This window comes from Odoribacter lunatus, assembly GCF_943193135.1.
Classification (GTDB): domain Bacteria; phylum Bacteroidota; class Bacteroidia; order Bacteroidales; family Marinifilaceae; genus Culturomica; species Culturomica lunata.
Map to the genome: position 1 here is coordinate 17,498 of NZ_CALPCZ010000026.1, position 18,073 is coordinate 35,570.

An 18,073-nucleotide genomic window follows, 5' to 3' on the forward strand; every position below is an offset into this window, starting at 1 on the left:
TTTTATACCAAAACATTTAACAATACTATTTTAACAAATAATATTTTATATAAAGATTTATAAATTGAATTTTACGTGTTTTTATCGTTAAAGACAATACTCTTTTTAACACTAGAATAAATATTTTAATTCTTCCTACAAGTGTAAACGACTTATAGTGTAATACACTATCACAAAAAATTTTAAAACGATTCACAAGTTTAACAGTATCTGTTTCCAAACCTGAAAAATTTTGTTTTGCAATAATATTAATTGCATAAAAATTTTTATTAAAACGACCAAATCGTTCAATAAACTGGAGATCACTATAGTCTAACCAAACTTTCTCGTTATATCCACCGCATTGAAGAAATGACTCAAGAGAAACAACCATACCACTATTAATAATCACATATTTTTCTATTTCTAAGATTCCAGATCTTAATTTGTTAGATGCTTTTGTGAAGCAAAAATATTTCCTGAGCGGCGAAATGAATTTCCCATTCTCTAATATAATATTAGGTACAAAAAGTTTAATATCAGGGAAGTTATCAATATGTGTTATAATAGTTTTTACAAAGTTTTTGGGGAAAATAGTATCTTGATCACAAAATATCATCCATTGAAAATTGTGTTTTCTTGCAAATATAGATGCTATGTTATACGCTTTACTAATACCATCATTAGATCCATTAAAATTATATATCCAATTATCTTCAATCTCTCTATCAAAAAGACAACGTTTAGAATTATCAAAGATATACACCCGATTTGTCACATACTTCAATAATGACTTATAGACATTGGTAGAAAAGATATTTTCTTCGTATATTACAACTACGATTAACACCCGATTATCCATCGTCTCTATTAATAAATTTATCTAAGCGATTATCGCCATCACTTTCGATGTCCATCAATTTATAGATTAAATAGTTTTGATAAGGATTATATGATTGGCCACCTTTTAATTCAAAGAAAATAGGATTACTTGACCAAAGAGATAAAACATAAATGAATACCATTCCCAGAAATCTATTAGAGACACGTCTAAAGGAAAAACACAAGTTTGGTAATAAAATAAAAAGACTAATAATGAAATAATATCTTAACCGTTCAATGACATCTCCTGTATCCCATAAAAATTCAAGCATTATAAGAAAAAATATATAGACGTTTAATAATATTTCTGTATATGAATTCTTTTGAATAAGAATTTTTTTACGTCGTAAAAGAATAACAAGAAGAAGTATATATAAAAAGATTTTAGGAGAAACCGTTGATTGTGTTTCTTCAGATTCTAAAGAGTATTTAACAATTTTATCTATAAACGGATTATCAAATATTGAAGCAAATTGTAAAATTAAGCTATTAATTAAAGAAATCTGACAGACATATATAAAACAACCCGAAAAAATTAATATCCAAATGATAACAGGTTGAGGTCTAAATTTACTTATCCAATATATTGGGATTGTTACTAAAGCTGAAACATGGAATAACGCCGCAGTGAAACAGCATAACATATAATTCTTTATCCTATTTTCTTTAATATATTTAATTGAATATATGAATATCGCAACAGCAATAGCCTGCCTTATGCCACTCATATTCAATGTAAAATAAATGTATCCTAGATATAAGAGAAAAAAGAGATAATAATGAAAAGTGTAATATCTAAGATGTTTAAATATAAATATAGCACAAATAACATTAACAAATAATACAAGTAGTTGGAACTCTCTTGAAATTGATTTACTAATAGATCCGAGAAACGCAAAACCAGGTTCGACTATAAATCCACTAGTTGCAAAAAAATTCTTTTTGGATATTACGTCAGTTAAATTATTTATATTTTCATAGCTAAATTTATATAAACGCCAATCAACACCCGTTTCATAAGCTAAACCCGCAATAGTAACGAAAAGAACAAACAATATATATGTTTCTGTATTACTATTTGGCTTATCATAAATGTGATAAAGGGCACCTAGCAGTAATAACGTTGCAATTAACAAATAGAACATATTAATTATTGTTTATAATAAATTTGTCAAACTTTAATCTTGATAAATTCAATCTATAAATTACCATACCATTTAATTTACATTATATTAATTAACCAATCAAAAATATTAACTAGCTATTATATAAAGAGAAAATTTTTCCCATTTGATTTTCCCAGGTGAAGTCTCTAATAGTATCTCGAATTTCTTGGGGAGATATTTTGACGTTTTGGATAAATCTAATCAATTCTTTTATATCTATGGGGGAATCATCTGGAACCTCTTTTAACACGTAAATTTGATTGTCAAAATGATTATTTATTTCTGAGTAAATGAATGGTATTCCTCTAGCCGCATATTCAACATTCTTCAGAGATTGTACTTCTAAAATTCCTTTTCTATGACATCCCAAACATCCTATCGCTAAATTCGCTTTATTAAACAATTTATTTAAGTATTCTCCAGACTTTGTACCATAACAGATAACGTAATCTTCTACTTTTAAGGATTTTGCCAGTCGTTTGAGCTTTTCATACTCTTCCCCTCCTGGATAACTACCAACGATATGGAATTTAATTACTAAATCATTTTCCCCCTCTTGAAGGTAATTTTTAATTCCATAAATTATTCTATCATACCCGTGCCAGAAAGATAGGTCTGCCACACCGATAAGGTTAATCTCATTCATAGATGATTCTATTTTCCTTAAAGGAATGGTCTCCAAGTCGATCGCATTGTTTATAATAAATGTTCTTTTCCCAAATATATAATCGTTATTGGAAAAGGTAACTATTTTATTCACATATGACATAAATTTTTTCCGAGTGATTCTCTCCTCAATTATCCTATAACTTTTTAATGATGTATAACAAAATTCACCATCATACGGGTATGTCGGAATTTCTAAAAGAATATTGATAGAACTGTCATATAACCTTTTAAAAAAATACGCAGAAAATATATTGGAAAACTGGGTATATCTGATATAGACACATTTAATTACATTTTTTTTAGATATTAAATAGTTCGCAATAGCCGAATAGCAGTATATCTTTCGAAATTTACAGATTATTCCGCTCCCATATGTGTATATTTTAGAATTTCCGATATAGTAATGGCTTTCACCTTCACCGTCCATTACAAAACGTCCTAATTGACATCGATAGCCAAGCTTTTCAATAGCCTTAACCTGAGCCAATATTTTTTTACTAATTCCCTCATCTGGATGGATTTCTTGAAAGATAAGGAAAACAACAGTTTGGATCTTATTACAGTCTTCCATCAATCTGATTTTTATTGAGTGTGGATTTGACATCATAGACTACGCCATTCTTTGGGTCAGCAAGAAGCGAACGGATGTCCATTACTTCGAAATCCTTATGCGCTACTGCATGTATCACAACATCATACTTCCCAGCAAACTTGTTTAAATCATCCTTAACTATATCAATACCATATTCTTCCTTTACATGAGCTATATCAGCCCATAGATCAAAAATAGTAATATTAGACGTATACTCTGCAAGTGTGTAATAGATATCTACGACTTTTGTATTACGTATATCCGGACAATTTTCTTTAAATGTGATGCCAAGTATTAAGATTTTGGCATCTTTGACCAAAATGCCTTTCTTGTTCATAAGTTTGATAGTCTGGTTTGCGACATAAGCACCCATACCATCATTTAGACGTCGAGCAGCGGACATAATACGTGGTAGTACGCCATAAACCTGTGCTTTTTGGATTAGATAGTATGGATCTACTGAGATGCAGTGACCTCCAACAAGTCCCGGCGATAATTTGATGAAGTTCCATTTTGATGAAGCAGCCTCTATAACGTCTTTGGTGTCAATACCCATTGCGTTAAAGATTTTTGCGAGTTCATTCATGAAAGCAATGTTGACATCACGTTGAGAATTCTCTATAATTTTTGAGGCTTCAGCAACCTTGATGGATGGTGCCTTGTGTGTTCCGTTTATAAGAACGGAGTTATACACCTTGTCTATAACATCAGCAATTTCAGGAGTTGATCCAGAAGTTACTTTCTTGATTTTCTCGACAGTATGGAGTTTGTCTCCGGGATTGATTCGCTCTGGGGAATAACCAGCGAAGAAATCTTCATTGAATTTAAGCCCGCTAACGCGCTCTATAACAGGAAGACATTCTTCTTCTGTCACACCTGGGTAGACTGTTGATTCGTAAACGACGATATCTCCAGGCTTGATAACCTTACCTACAGTTTCAGAAGCACCCCATAGTGGCTTTAAATCCGAACGATTATTATTATCCACGGGAGTTGGTACTGCAACAACATAGAAATTACAGTCTCGAATTTCATCTATATCAGTTGTGCATCGGAATCCATAATTATCAATAGCATTTTTAAGAAGATCGTTGCTCACTTCAAGAGTGACATCATATCCGGCGTTAAGATCGTCCACACGACTTTGGTTCATGTCAAAGCCTATCGTAGGGTATTTAGTAGAAAAGAGTCGCGCCAGGGGCAAGCCGACATAACCAAGTCCGATTACACAAATTTTGATATTATCCATATGTTATATTTTGATTTAAAACTCAACGATTTATTCTTCCACAAGCGAAATACATACCTGCTCATTTGATTCTATATGAAAACTCTATTCTAGTTAACTATAACTGCACATATAAATGTACCCAAAAGAATTCCCATAATCTCCCCAAAAAAGGAAATACCAGATGAATTGTGATATAGCATTAATAATCATTTCACGATAGATAAAATCAACAAGGGAATAAATAAACTGCAAAACCTATTTGGTTTATGAATTTGTTAGTTCCAATAGTAGGAATTCTAAGAAACCAATAATCCGCATGAACGACAATAATCATAATATAGCAATGCATCTTAGAAGTTCTATATTAGACTTCATTTCAACTATTTTTAGGTTTAGCTATATAGTCTTCAAACTGAGTATAAATACGCTCTATCGCTTTTATATTCCATCGATTGGAAATCAAGTCTTTATGAAGTTGAAAATTATAATTTGCTTCTGATTCTGAGAGAGGAGAAGCGACTGCTGCTTTAGTTAAATCATCTTCAATGGTATACACAATAAACCCCTTATTCTTAAAATATTGATAAAGAATAGAATTTTTGTACAAAAAGACTTTCGCGCCCTTTTCAAAAGCTAAACTGATATTTCCCATTGCTTGTTGACGAAGAGTCCCTATTATAACTGAGCTGCAAGAATTTATAAGTTCTGAATATTTTCCATATTCAATAAATTCAGTTAATGGTTCATATTTGGTATTGAAATACTTTTTACCATAACTTACCACAGTTGATACGTAGTTCTCTTCTCCACCATAGTTTAGGGGCATGATAATCTTATTCTCATTGATATTTCGACTCCTCAATAAGTTCAAGATATCAAGATGATTGTTTGTGAAATTTCCAGAGTTACCTAAAAGAATATTGTTACCCTTGGGATAAGAAAACACTCCACTATATTCCAGGGGAGAGTAAACATAGACTGACTCCTTTGCTTGGAAAAATTTATTCTTTCTCATAAGTTGATATTCCATATCTATTATACCTGAAAAAAAATTAATTCTTTTTAGAGTCTTGTGTAACTTACTTGTTTGTTTTGTTTGATATATCCCAATTTTTTCCAAATAATCTCTTATGCTAGCTAAAGTATTTTTCAAATTACCTCTTTTTCTTTTCAAAAACTTCATATAATACCGCTCCGTCAAAGGAGAATAAATATACGGAACTTCAATAAATGGCTTGTTTATCGGCAATTGATATATATCATACCCCCATGCAACCCACAAAATAGGAATGTTATTTTTTATTTCTGGAATAACCTCTATCGGAGCCGACAATAGAGAATGTATTATTATTGCGTTTATCAAGTTTTGATTAACGAATCCGATAATTTCATCTGTATAAAGAAGTACAACACGATTGTGATCTTTTATATATTGGAATTTATAGTCCTCTTTATTTTCACCACTCTTTAATGTCAGCACATAGTAATTAATAACATCTTTTCTTATAGAATCATGGTTTCTTATAACTGTATCCAAGAATTTATCATCTGTAAGAAAATGTAAAATTCGAAGATGTTTCATATTGCAAAGATTCTTCTAAAGTCTCCAAGGGAAACACCACTAATGTTCGTTCTTTTTCATATCTTTTGGCTATATAATATAGTAATAAATAGAAAATCCGCTTGTGGCTAGTGAAATAATCCAGAATTTTGAGTGTATGGTGCGTGGTTATATGCTAAAGAATGGATTGCCACACGAGGTTTTATCCTACTGCATTTTTGCCTGATTTCATCAATCCGCTTTTGAATATTGGCAGGAATCTCACTCATTTTATCTTTCTTTTGTCGGCTATATTTTATGACCAGGATAGACTTGTCGATTAGTCGCTAATTCATCAATTAATTTCAAAGACTCTTCAGCTTGTTTTTTATTGCCTCCTGGCAGATTGGTTACAGTCTTTATTCCCGGGATATAAGAATCTCCCGTAAAAAGGATTTCTCCTACAACCCAAGTTATACAACTCGGATTGTGTCCCGGAGTGTATATCGCTTTAGCCAATAAGTTATCATCAAGCCTAACATCATCATCGTTCTCAACCACAACTATGCTTACCGGATTGCTCAATACAAAAGGCATCTCATAATATAAAGACAAATTCATCTTTGCATTTAAGAGCATCTTTCTCCCATATTCGTTTGTATAAATCTTTATGTCTGGTTTCAACTCCATCAACTTGTTTAATCCATAAATATGATCGAAATGTGCGTGCGTCAATAAAACTTTATCCACCTCTTTGAATCCATCCCATTCATCACCAGGATCGAAAAGTGCATATCCAATTCGGTAGCAAATAGAGGTGAATAAATCATTAATATGCGAAGATACTTTCAACAAGGGAAAAACTTAATCTATTTTTGATTTCACAATAGACCTAACTGTTTCAAAACTCTTCATCTCAGCAATTTCTTCCGGTTCAAATTCAACATCAAATTCTGTTTCAAGTTCAACAATAAGATTGAGATGATGAAGCGAATCCCATTTTTCACAATTATTCTGATTAGTTGCAATGGTTATATCTTGAGTATCAAAAACCCGCTGCATTATTTCAATTATTCTTTTATCCATATCAATTTATTGTTATTGTATATAATTCTGAGACCTCAAATTGTTTATTCATTGAAAGTTGGTAGATCTTGATTCCGTTCTCCTCTGATTGGAGCTGAAAACCTATTTTTTCATAAAATTCAACAACTTGGCCATTTTTTAGAGTCGGTATATAAGTAGCTTTTATCTCAGTAACTCCTTCACTAAATAGTTTATTCAATATGGTTTTTACGAAAGCTGTTTCGATATCTTTGCCCAAGATGCGGCAACTCAAAAGCAGACTATCGATATCTGCCGTGTTGCCATCACGCTTGATTATTATCGCACCGGTTATACCATTATCTCCAAATTTGTCCCTAACAGAGATACAATAGACGTAATCTCCATTCTCGATAAAGGTATTTATATCAGCCTCTGTATAGCGATAGGTCGTAAGATTAAACTGATTAGTTTTCTGCGTCATCTGAGCAATACGAGGCACATTGAATTCATTTGCAGCAATAATGTCAATGCGAATATCAAGACTTTTAATGAAGTCTGTCAAATCTGTAAAACGAGCCTGTTCTAAAACTCTACGAGCATTAGCCTTGTACTGCTCAGTTTTGTTTTGGTCTTCCGAAGTGAGTCTATATGTCTGAAAATATTCGTCGACCAATTTAAAATAGAAATTCATCAATTCGTAAGGCCGTTGGGGGAATTCAGGAACAGAAACCATAGGTAGCTGCTGGCGCACAAGTTCTCGTTCGGTTGGATTGTCATCCACAAAAACCATAGAGTCAAGACCGATATTAAGCTCTTTTGCAAGTTCTCTTATATTATCCGCTTTACTATTCCAATTTATTCGGTATGCTGCAATTTGTTGAGGTCCAATCTTTATAAAGGGATTTCTTTCCCAAAGTTCTTTCACATCAGCCTCGTTATTCTTGCTACACACAGTAATAATAATGCCTGAATTTGCTAATGCCATCACCCCCTCCTGAAAATACATAAATGCATTCCCTGGATAATCACCCGACATTTTTATTCCACTGATACCATCCTCTCCAAGAACTCCATCCCACAGAGTATTATCCAAATCCAAAACAAGACACTTTTTACGAACTTGCGTAAAACTTGCTAACTTTTTACCCCACCACTCTTTAAAATCGGAAACGAGAATCGGATTAATAACCATTTGTGAAATGAAATAGAATTTCCAATTCATCCAATCTTGGGGTTTATGATGGCTCAGAAATTCACCGAAATCAATCAATCGGACATTGTGGTGTTGCACTGAAAGTTCAATTGCCTTCTTGTTGATTGCCGCAATCGCCTCTGCTACACGATTATCAGTCTCACAAATATGTAAAGGAAACAGATTTTCAAGAGAAAATATATAAAACGGTTTAGACGAAGGTATCATTTCACAAATCATAAACAATTTGTCTCCAATACCAGCAATCTCGTCCACCGCTCTCTTCGCATCAAATACGATAGGAGCATTATAGAACCAAGCATAACAATCAGAGTCTGGCAACACGGAAATGTCCCCATAACCGGAGAATTTTACACTCTCATCAAATAAACTTTCTATTGTATAATTGCGAAATACAAACATACGAATGATTCAATATTCTATAAGTTCACTCACCTTGCTCTTTGATAGATTCAATAAAACACTTCCCCATGAAAGACCTGCTCCAAAACCGGTTAGAATACATTTATTGCGATCAGGATATTTATCTTGCAATTCACTAACGATTGTTAGTGGAATAGATGCACTTGAGGTATTCCCGAATTTCCTAAGGCTATAAGGAGTTTTGTCTGTTGGTATTTTAAGCCTTTTAGAAAAGAAATCGGTCATAAATTTATTTGCCTGATGATAAATAAGCAAATCAAGATCATCAACTCTTATTTCACATTCCTTCATCAAATTTTTCAAATCACGAGGCTCAACTCTCATTCCAAAATTAAACACATCAAGACCATCCATAAAAAATTGCTCTCCATTACGGATATTTCCCTCTGAATCCATATGATTAAGAAATCCTTCGGAACAACTTGGATTTCGATAACCACCATAAGGCATTTTTATGATATCAGACCCTGAACCATCTGTATTTAGAGAAAATACAGCCTCTCCAAAATCCCCTTTTCCTATCAATGTCGCCGTTCCTGCATCCCCAAAAAGTGGCGTAGCAACTTTGTCATATTGTGAAACAGTCTTAGACATTGTTTCTCCGACCAAAAGCAACACGTGGCGAATGCCTTGTTGAGAAGCAAACGCATAAGCCGTAGCCAATCCATATACATAACCAGAGCAAGCAAGGTTTATATCAAACGCAATACATCCATGCCCAAGTCCAAGCTTATGCTGTAACAAAGGTGCTGTTGCAGGTTGATGATAATCGGATGTTTGGCTCACAAAAATAAGTGCGTCAACAATAGAAGGATCTATGTCATTATCCTCCAAAAGCTTTCTTGTCGCTTTTTCGCAAAGGTCCGAGGAGCAAACGTCCGCATCAGCATATCGCCGCTCTTCGATACCAACATTATCAATAACCTTGGTTATCTCTTCCTTTGGAATAAGATAATCAAGATCGTAATTGCTTTTAACCTCCTTAGGAACACAAGCAGCAACAGCTTCTATTCCAATATTATTAAATCTAATTATTGCCATAATTATAGCTTATAAAGTAGTCCCGCCATCAATAGTCATAACTGAACCTGCTATCCATTTTGCAGCATCCGAAAGTAAAAAAACTGCCAAATAAGCGATTTCCTCAGGTTCTCCGAAGCGTTTCATAGGAATAGAATCCTGATAAGCCTGGTATTGCTCTTCTGTAATATTGCTTGATACATTCATCGGAGTGTTCACTTGTCCAGGAGCAATACAATTTACACGAACCTTAGGAGCCAATTCACGAGCTGCAGACTTCATCCAAGACAACAATGCTGCTTTTGAAGCACCATAGGCTGCAGCTCCTAATGTAAAAGAAGCAGTGCCTCCAATTGAGGACATTGCTACAATTGAAGCACCTTCATTAAGCAATTTATTTTTTATCAATAAACGCAAAAGCTCTACCTGACTAAAAAAGTTCGTATTAAAAATTTTATCAACTTTTTTACGTGAAAGGAATGCAAGGGGAAGCGTTTGATTTATTCCGGCACAAAGAACTATTCCGTCAAGCTTAGGTAACTGATCTATTAAAAGATTTAATTCATCTTCAAGGGTTAGATCACAAAGTACCTGCTTATTTCTATTACCATCCAACGCATCCATTGTTTGTTGCAAGCGTTCTCCATTTCTTCCTGTTATCACAACATTTGCCCCGCTTCGACTACATTCTAAAGCACACGCAGCTCCAATTCCAGAGGATGCTCCAGTCACAAGAATTGTCTTCCCTTCCAAACCTAAAGGTATCATACTTTAGACAGAATAAGAGTGAATAAATCGTTAATAGTCCTCGCGCTTCTGATTTCTTCACCCTTGAGTTCAACATCAAACTCTTCATCAGTCATTGCAATAAGCCCTAACGCTGAAAGTGAAGACCATTCATCAAGATTATGAAACTCGGTTTGAGGAGTAAGCGTCGCAACATCCACATCGTCAAAAATCTCGGCAAACCTCTCAATAAACTCTTTTATTTCCATTATTATATGATTATTAAAATGTTAATGTTTTAGCAGGATTCCCATATACAGTACAATTAGACTTTACATTTCGCAATACAACACATCCAGCCCCGACAATACTATTATCCTCGACTTTTTTATGCGGGTGAACAATTGCACCAGTATGTAACGTTACACTATTTTTAATTTCAACAAAACCTCCTAAAAATGAGTACGTATTAAAATGGTTAAAATCTCCTATCCTCACATCATGTCCTATTGCTGTAAATGGTTGAAAGGTATTAAACGAACCTACAATTGCGTCACAAGATATTCTTGTATATGCGCAAACAATACAACCTTCTCCTAAAATCGTATTTCCAGATATATAGGATGTCGGATGAACTAAAGTAAAGAACTTTCCTCCCTTTTTTTGAATCATTTCAACGTATTTCTTCTTATATCTGACATCACCAAGCGCACAGATGAAAACATCATCTTCCTGTAAATTATAATCTTCTACGCTTGAAACAATTGGAGGATAATTATCATATCCATTCAAAGCATCTTTTTTATCATCTAAAAAACCAGCTATTTGAAAATCTTTCAAATATTCATTAGTCTGAGTCGCTAAATGATATATTTCCCTACCAAATCCTCTTGCACCTATGATATATAGATTTTTCATTGTCTAATCAAATTTAGAATCCTTTCCAACTCTTCCGTCTCCAGGCCGCTATACATCGGCAAACAAATCACGCTGTCCGCTATCCGATGTGCCACCGGAAGATTCTCCGGCCTTGCGGAATCCAACCCACGATAAGTTGAAAACTCACTGATTAACGGATAAAAATACCGCCGTCCCAACACATTCCTTTCTTTCATCCGAGCATACAATTCATCCCGCGTCATCCCATACTGCTCCGCATCCACGAAAATCGGGAAATAAGAGTAATTATGTCGTACACCCGGCATATCCTCCATTACCCAGATGCCCGGCACGTCTCTCAACTCTTCCCGATACTTCGCCGCCACCTGCCTCCGAGCCTCAATGGCTGTATCCACCTGCTTCAAATTCAACAACCCGTATGCAGCCCGTACCTCATCCATCTTCCCGTTAATGCCCGGTGCAATTACCGTTGTCTCTCCCGCAAAACCGAAATTCTTCAAATAATCTATCCGTTGCTTCGTCTGTTCATCGTGACATATCAGTGCGCCGCCTTCTACCGTATTATACACCTTTGTCGCATGGAAACTCAACGTCGACATATCCCCTGCCTCCAAAACGGATTTCCCATTTACCTCCACCCCGAAAGCGTGCGCTGCATCATAAATCACCTTCAAGCCATATTTATCTGCTATGGACTGGATTTTTTCCATATCACACGGCTTTCCATACACATGCACCGGCATAATCGCCGTCGTTTTCGGTGTTATCGCCGCTTCAATCTTCTCCGGGTCGATATTGCACGTTTCCGGATCTATATCCACAAACACGGGTTTTATGCCGTTCCACCACAATGAGTGTGTCGTTGCCACAAAACTATAAGGAGTTGTTATCACTTCTCCCGTAATCCGTAACGCCTGCAATGCCGTAATCAAAGGCAACGTCCCGTTCGTAAACAAACTGATATAAGGCACTTTCAGATACTCCGCCAAAGCCTTCTCCAATAACTGATGATAATGGCCGTTGTTCGTCAACCATTTTCTATCCCATATATCTCGAAGATAAGGGATAAATTCTTCCAATGATGGCAACAACGGACTGGTTACCGTTATTTGCTTTTCCATATTCATATTATAAACTTATTTTCTTCTGAGCAATAAACAAACCTCCTTCAAATCCCGAGATTTGGTCAAAAAGGAAATCAAAAAATAATACACGATGCCGATAATGACACCTCCGGTCAACTGGACCAACTGATGTTCAAAAAAACGAATAAAACACCATACTACCCCCGCCATAGAAAGCGAATAGAACAAAGACGGTGCTAAATCTTTGATTTGTTTAAACAAACCTATATGAATCAATTTCCCGGTATAATAAGTATTAATTACCAATGCCAATAAGGAAGATACAATTGTGCCCCAGCACATCGCCATCAATCCTAAAGGTATTGTTACCACCAATACGCATACACTTAGAACCTTTTTATATATCTCCAATTTAAGGAACAAATCCGAACGACCTTCCACCTGCAACAGATTGAGATTTATGGCATGAACCGGATACCACATATACGAAAAACATAGTATCTGTAACAACACCGCAGCAATATTCCACTTCTCCGTCAAAAAACAATTAATGACCGGATATGACAATGCAGCCAAACCAGTCATCAAAGGAAAAATCACATAGGCAGATAAGCGCAAAAACTTCCGATAAGCACTTGCCAAGCGTTCTTTATCATGCTGTATTTCACTCAATATCGGGAAAGTCACCCGTTGTAAAATCCCAGTCAGATTGGAAGATGGGAATTGCGCAAACTGGTCTGCACGGGTATAATACCCCAAATCTGTTGAAGCAAATTTCTTACCAATAACTATCGTATAAATATTCTTGAAAACCGTATCCAGCAATCCGGACACCAACAACTTGGAACCGAAAGCAAACAATTCCCTAAACGATCGCCAAGAGAAACTCCTCAAAGGCTTCCACTTAGAATAAATCCACAACAGAATGGTATTCATCAATCCATTTAAAATAGTCTGCATCACCAATGCCCATACCCCAAAACCGGCATAAGCCATAGCGATTCCCACTCCACCAGACAAAACGGCAGCGCCGAAAGAAGCTTTTGCCTGTGTCTTAAAATCAACCTTGATTGTCAAGATTGCCCGTTGTACAACAGCCAATGAATTAAAAAAAAGATTCAATCCTATCACTCGTGTCAAAACGGTCAATTGAGGTGTGTCATAAAATGCTGCAATCAGCGGGGCGGAAAGGAAAAGAACTCCGTATAACAGAAGCCCAACAACAATATTAAAGTAAAAAACGGTTGAATAATCTGTCTCGCTTCTATCTGTTTTTCGAATCAAGGCATTGGAAAATCCACTATCGATTATCGTCTGAGAAACAGCTATGAAAATAGCTAACATTCCTATCATACCATAATCAGAAGGCAAAAGGAGGCGTGCCATTACAATCATAATGACAAACTGGATTCCTTGAACCGAAAATCGTTCAATACAACTCCAGAAAATCCCGACTATAGTTTTTTGCTTTAATGAAGATGACATCTTCTATTTTTCACTTCCTACAATCAAAAAAATACATCATCGCAATAGTTATCTCTATCCCGGTGGAAATCAAGTCGGGTATTTTCCAAGAACAGATGTTTGCTCCGTCCTGCCAAACCCAATAGTTAAAAGAATTATGATAAGAATATGAAAAGCATCAAAAAGCCGTTTTTAAAAACCTATCGTTTTTATACCAAAAACCTATCGTTTTCGCATCAAAAACCTATCGTTTTTTATTTGGAACCGATAGGTCTGCAAATTTGCTCCCCGACAAACGAATATGAATCTATAATATATTAAGGTATAAACTAGCTTTAAGACCCTACTTCCCATCAAGCCAATTCTGAAATTTAAGTATAAATCCTTTCCGGCTTATGTGAGACAATAATGCCAGCCTGCGGATAAACTTTTTCATCCGGTTGCTGCGGGATAATATTTTTGTTCCGAAATAGAGTCCGACTGTAAACAATAAGCCCAATAGCACCACCACATACAGTTGTAAATCAACGGAAACACCCCAATGATATAACAACCACCAAACAAGTATGACCACTGTATTCAATGATATAATACAAAAGGTCGTACCTATATGTGAAAATCCTTCATTAATAAACAAATGGTGTAAATGTGTCTTATCCGGGTGGAACGGAGAATTACCTTTCAGCATTCGTGCTATCATTACCCGCAATGTATCGAATACAGGTATAGACAATACAGCCAATGTAAAAGGAATAAGTCCCATCCCCGCATCCGCAAACATCACCACTGCTTGGTGTTCATTCAGAATGCGGATAACAAATACCGCCATGATTATCCCCATTACCAACGTTCCGCCGTCTCCAATGAACATTTTAGAACTTTTGCCAAATACGTTATGGAAGAAAAACGGTACCAACGCCCCGATGCTAGCTGCTGCCAATATAAGCATCTCCCAATCTCCCGACAAAAAGAAAAATACGCCGAAAACTATTGAGGCCATAACACAATATCCGGATGACAAACCATCTACTCCATCTATCAGATTAATAGCATTAATTATTCCTACGGAAGCAAAAATGGTAATAACAAACTCCAACCAATAAGGAATACGCCCGATATGCCAAAGGCCATAAAAATTATCAATACCGCCCGCTATCAAAACAAATACCCCGATACAGGCAATTTCTATGAAAAGCCGCATATAAGAAGACAATTGCATAATATCATCGAATGTTCCGATATATAACATCAGAGCCATGAATACATAAGCAAGCACTATATACGAACAATTTCCACACAAGCTGACACAGACCAATCCACCTGACAATCCGAAAAATACGGCAAGTCCCCCCAACACCGGTACCGGCTTTTTCTGTAATTTGCGACAATTAGGCTTATCCATAATATCACTCCGAAAAGCCAATTTTATCATCTTAGGGTGAATCCAACTTGTCGCCCAAAATGCAAGCAAAAAGGTGATAATCGGCAACAGCCAATTGTATTCTTTAAATATCTGCATCACAATATCTTTTTTTAATATGTCCGTAAATGATTAACCCATAAATAATAACTTTCGTCATCTATAGGTTCGGTCTGAACAAGACAAAGTCCTTGAGACGTTGTATTTTCATGACGGCACAACTGCTGCAATGCTTCGCAAGTCTTCTTGTCAAACATCACCAAAGGCATTTGATACTCCTTGGAAAAACTTTTAAGTAGCGGAAGATGATTATCAACGGCCAGCGTATTGACCTTATAAGCCGAATAACCATAAGCCGACCACAAATCGGTCCGGTGGTCTTCGTATAAATAAATATGGGTTCCGTCATTACGGCACTCATTCAGTACAATAATTTCATCCATAAGTATATATCACTAATAGTGAAAGTGGGGTTTGGTACAGAAGTTTAACAGTAGATAGTATTAACCATTTTTTGGTTTGCTTCTTGCAGGTTCTGTCTACACATCCCTTCTATCACCCATGAAAGGCAAAATAATTGTTCTGCACTGTCTGTGGGGAAGGCTTCGATTCCTTGCTGCATACTGCCAATTATCTTTTGCACGGATAACGAATCCGAAGAAAGAAATCCGTCATGCTTGATGATTTCATAAAGTAATGACAAGGTCTGATAATAACCCGTATTTTCATTTTCTCTATTTGCAACAACCGAAAGACGGATACGGTAGTATTCTTTCAACCGACAGATTTTTTCGTCATAGGTCGCATCCAAGAATATATCGGAATTGCGGCAGAGAATAAGAAGACGTTGCAAAGCTTCCTTGTCGGGCAAGTTGTTCCAATGATCACGCTGCCCTAATACTTGTATCCATTGAGCAAGTTGAGCCCGGAAATAACGTATCATTTCTTCCTCTTCCAGCTCTTCCTCACTTAGGCTGCCACATAACTCCATAATAAGAAGAAGTGCGTTGAATGAAAGAGGTGTATTATCGCTTGCATGAGCTGTTTGTCTTTGCAGACATTCCGTAACCACTTCATACGCCATCTTCTCACATTGATTCAATTTCTCATGGTCAACAAAGCATAAGGTCGGATTTAAAAGTAATTGATACAAAGTATAAATTAACAGTATACGTTTTTCCAAACAGACTTGCTCATTAATGCATCGACGGCTGCATATTGTATACAATTCATTTATACGTCGGCGGTAAAACTCCCGGCTACCGTACTCCTCTTCCGCATCATTAACCACCACCATATTGTGTACGGCTATGTAAATACGGGCCAAAGCAGCGAGTTCAACCTCTGATAAATCAGCCGTGAATACTCTGTCGTTTACCCTCTTCAATAAATATTTCAAATTGTCTGCTTCTACCGTATTCAATGCCCCAACCATTTATCGTAATCCTCCAATTGCCGGATTAGCCGCTGTTTGCTTTTTTTAGGCATCTTTTCTTTTCGCCACGGGTCAATAATAGCATGTACCTGATTGTACCAAATGCTGTTATCCGTACACCCGTAAAGTACAGCCAACAAGAGCGCCTGCGACTGTTCTGCCCGGATTAAAGGCAACAGGGTCCGCATGGTATTGATGAGTTTTTCACATTCCTGGCGATTATCAAGCACCGTGTAAGCCTGTAACAACAAGGCATAATGCTTGCAACGCATTACATCGGTATCCATTTGTAACTTACCGTATTGTTGCAAAACATCTGTTGCCAGCTTCCTATCTTCTTCTGTTACCCCTTCCCGGCTGTAATACCGTCCGAGCGCTTCATGCAAACCAGCCTGAATACGTTCGTTATCCAAACGGGTATATACATGCTTCCCTTTATCATTCAAAGCAATGACTTCATACTGACCGGGGCGAACACGCAACAACGGTATCCACATCCAGTTCTCCACACACACCATAATATCCTTTTGTCCGGCTCCCGGCTGAATAATAACCCTCGCTTCCGCTCCCTTGAATTGTCCCTCCGTGATACGCACTCGATCCCCCTTCATCAATCTTCCCGGTTCCGGAAGGTAAACGGGAAGTACATCGGAATACGAACGGGCAATCCATCGCAGATTTTTCATAGCCTCATCAGACAAATAGGGATAATAATCCCGTCCCTCTTCTCTGACACGAGGGAGGAAATTATACCAAGGCAACTGCTGCTTCATGCGGAATATTTCATGCTCTGAAGAATGGATAAAAACATAATTGTAAAGCAAAGGACGCTCCGTATTAACCAAACTGCCGTCTACATTTTTCACTTCAACGTAGGAAGGTGCAAAGAATTCAAAAACAGGTTCCCCGCTGCGACGACGGCGGTCAAGTTCCGCCTGCAACCCTTTTGCCGAACCTCTGTGACAAACAGGAAGTACCATCACATACCATCTCACAGCACGATTGTTTTGCAAACTTGTATATAAACCGGAGGAAACCGATACGCTTTTCATGTGTTTTTCTTTACTCGCAGGCATTCCACAGCCATATCAGTGTATTTTACAAAACACTGGAAAACAATGATTTAAACGTAACCCAAAAGAAATTACTGAAAATTTCACCATCTCTTTTCTATATCCTGCTTGCTCCAAAAGAATTAATTATATCTCTTGTTAAGAGACAAACAGAATAATACAAAAGTATATAAAATCTTGAAATATCCTATTACACTTTTCTAAAAGT

Annotated in this window: 18 protein-coding genes; all 18 read right to left on the bottom strand. The window is 36.3% G+C overall.

Features of this window, described 5'->3' with window-relative positions; translation table 11 throughout:
• Positions 1 to 25 precede the first annotated feature (25 nt).
• The 18 genes from NFR61_RS09250 to NFR61_RS09335 all read right to left on the bottom strand — a co-directional run bounded on the left by NFR61_RS09250 (position 26) and on the right by NFR61_RS09335 (position 17,844).
• On the bottom strand, positions 26 to 841 hold the full coding sequence (locus tag NFR61_RS09250; RefSeq protein ID WP_251623357.1) for a glycosyltransferase family protein: 816 nt from the start codon (positions 839 to 841) through the stop codon (positions 26 to 28).
• Positions 834 to 2,006, bottom strand: coding sequence for an EpsG family protein (locus NFR61_RS09255; RefSeq protein WP_251623359.1), 1,173 nt, complete (start codon positions 2,004 to 2,006; stop codon positions 834 to 836). The genes NFR61_RS09250 and NFR61_RS09255 overlap by 8 nt, the downstream gene beginning before the upstream one ends.
• A gap of 112 nt (positions 2,007 to 2,118) precedes the next feature.
• Positions 2,119 to 3,267 carry a glycosyltransferase gene (locus tag NFR61_RS09260; protein WP_251623361.1) on the bottom strand — a complete coding sequence of 383 codons (1,149 nt, stop codon included), beginning with the start codon at positions 3,265 to 3,267 and terminating at the stop codon, positions 2,119 to 2,121.
• On the bottom strand, positions 3,254 to 4,537 hold the full coding sequence (locus NFR61_RS09265; RefSeq protein WP_251623377.1) for a nucleotide sugar dehydrogenase: 1,284 nt from the start codon (positions 4,535 to 4,537) through the stop codon (positions 3,254 to 3,256). The genes NFR61_RS09260 and NFR61_RS09265 overlap by 14 nt, the downstream gene beginning before the upstream one ends.
• Positions 4,538 to 4,895: 358 nt before the next feature.
• Positions 4,896 to 6,101 (bottom strand): TDP-N-acetylfucosamine:lipid II N-acetylfucosaminyltransferase family protein, encoded by a 1,206-nt coding sequence (locus NFR61_RS09270; protein WP_251623379.1) that lies wholly within the window; start codon positions 6,099 to 6,101, stop codon positions 4,896 to 4,898.
• Between the two features lie 267 nt (positions 6,102 to 6,368).
• Positions 6,369 to 6,911 carry an MBL fold metallo-hydrolase gene (locus NFR61_RS09275; RefSeq protein WP_251623381.1) on the bottom strand — a complete coding sequence of 181 codons (543 nt, stop codon included), beginning with the start codon at positions 6,909 to 6,911 and terminating at the stop codon, positions 6,369 to 6,371.
• Positions 6,912 to 6,923: 12 nt separating this feature from the next.
• Positions 6,924 to 7,145 carry an acyl carrier protein gene (locus NFR61_RS09280; RefSeq protein ID WP_251623383.1) on the bottom strand — a complete coding sequence of 74 codons (222 nt, stop codon included), beginning with the start codon at positions 7,143 to 7,145 and terminating at the stop codon, positions 6,924 to 6,926.
• Between the two features lies 1 nt (position 7,146).
• Complete coding sequence (locus NFR61_RS09285; RefSeq protein WP_251623391.1) at positions 7,147 to 8,721, bottom strand: HAD-IIIC family phosphatase; 1,575 nt, start codon at positions 8,719 to 8,721, stop codon at positions 7,147 to 7,149.
• Positions 8,722 to 8,730: 9 nt separating this feature from the next.
• A complete protein-coding gene (locus NFR61_RS09290) occupies positions 8,731 to 9,783 on the bottom strand; it encodes a 3-oxoacyl-ACP synthase III family protein (protein ID WP_251623393.1) in 1,053 nt (350 codons plus the stop codon).
• Positions 9,784 to 9,792: 9 nt separating this feature from the next.
• Positions 9,793 to 10,530, bottom strand: coding sequence for an SDR family NAD(P)-dependent oxidoreductase (locus NFR61_RS09295; protein WP_251623396.1), 738 nt, complete (start codon positions 10,528 to 10,530; stop codon positions 9,793 to 9,795).
• Positions 10,527 to 10,757, bottom strand: coding sequence for an acyl carrier protein (locus NFR61_RS09300; RefSeq protein ID WP_251623398.1), 231 nt, complete (start codon positions 10,755 to 10,757; stop codon positions 10,527 to 10,529). The genes NFR61_RS09295 and NFR61_RS09300 overlap by 4 nt, the downstream gene beginning before the upstream one ends.
• Positions 10,758 to 10,770: 13 nt before the next feature.
• Complete coding sequence (locus NFR61_RS09305) at positions 10,771 to 11,406, bottom strand: acetyltransferase (RefSeq protein WP_251623400.1); 636 nt, start codon at positions 11,404 to 11,406, stop codon at positions 10,771 to 10,773.
• A complete protein-coding gene (locus NFR61_RS09310; protein ID WP_420910116.1) occupies positions 11,403 to 12,515 on the bottom strand; it encodes a DegT/DnrJ/EryC1/StrS family aminotransferase in 1,113 nt (370 codons plus the stop codon). Before NFR61_RS09310 ends, NFR61_RS09305 begins: the two co-directional genes overlap by 4 nt.
• A gap of 9 nt (positions 12,516 to 12,524) precedes the next feature.
• A complete protein-coding gene (locus NFR61_RS09315) occupies positions 12,525 to 13,958 on the bottom strand; it encodes a lipopolysaccharide biosynthesis protein (protein WP_251623404.1) in 1,434 nt (477 codons plus the stop codon).
• Between the two features lie 322 nt (positions 13,959 to 14,280).
• Positions 14,281 to 15,456, bottom strand: a complete 1,176-nt coding sequence (locus tag NFR61_RS09320; protein ID WP_251623409.1) for a glycosyltransferase family 4 protein — start codon at positions 15,454 to 15,456, stop codon at positions 14,281 to 14,283.
• A gap of 14 nt (positions 15,457 to 15,470) precedes the next feature.
• Positions 15,471 to 15,800, bottom strand: coding sequence for a hypothetical protein (locus tag NFR61_RS09325; protein ID WP_251623406.1), 330 nt, complete (start codon positions 15,798 to 15,800; stop codon positions 15,471 to 15,473).
• Between the two features lie 44 nt (positions 15,801 to 15,844).
• Positions 15,845 to 16,780, bottom strand: a complete 936-nt coding sequence (locus NFR61_RS09330) for a hypothetical protein (RefSeq protein ID WP_251623407.1) — start codon at positions 16,778 to 16,780, stop codon at positions 15,845 to 15,847.
• Positions 16,777 to 17,844, bottom strand: a complete 1,068-nt coding sequence (locus tag NFR61_RS09335) for a transcriptional regulator (RefSeq protein WP_251623411.1) — start codon at positions 17,842 to 17,844, stop codon at positions 16,777 to 16,779. Before NFR61_RS09335 ends, NFR61_RS09330 begins: the two co-directional genes overlap by 4 nt.
• Positions 17,845 to 18,073: the final 229 nt, after the last annotated feature.